The 249-nt window shown below is 59.0% G+C and carries 1 protein-coding gene; it reads right to left on the bottom strand.

Features of this window, described 5'->3' with window-relative positions:
* A partial coding sequence (locus KVS69_RS20085; protein ID WP_217539986.1) for an amidohydrolase family protein occupies nucleotides 1-249 on the bottom strand: 249 nt, incomplete at both ends.

Below are 249 nucleotides of genomic sequence, written 5' to 3'. Positions count from 1 at the left end.
CAGATCGAGAGGCTTGCCGCTGTAGTTGGTGAAGATCTGGATAGCGGAGGCACCGATATCTTCGATGCAACGCTTGGTCTCCTTCATCATCCATTCTTCGTTCTCCATCGGCACGGTGGCGATGAAGGCCGGGAAGCGCTCCGGATATTTCTGGCAGAGCTCGGTCATGGAATCGTTGCCGATCTGGCCGAGATCGTAAGCACGTTCGGCGCCGGCCAGCTTCTCAAGCGGCGGCGAGGCGAGCGACAG

The sequence above is a fragment of the Stenotrophomonas sp. GbtcB23 genome (assembly GCF_019091045.1).
GTDB classification, from domain to species: Bacteria; Pseudomonadota; Gammaproteobacteria; order Xanthomonadales; family Xanthomonadaceae; genus Stenotrophomonas; species Stenotrophomonas rhizophila_A.
The sequence above is the reverse complement of the archived record's forward strand: the minus strand, read 5'-3'. Positions and strand labels throughout refer to the sequence as shown.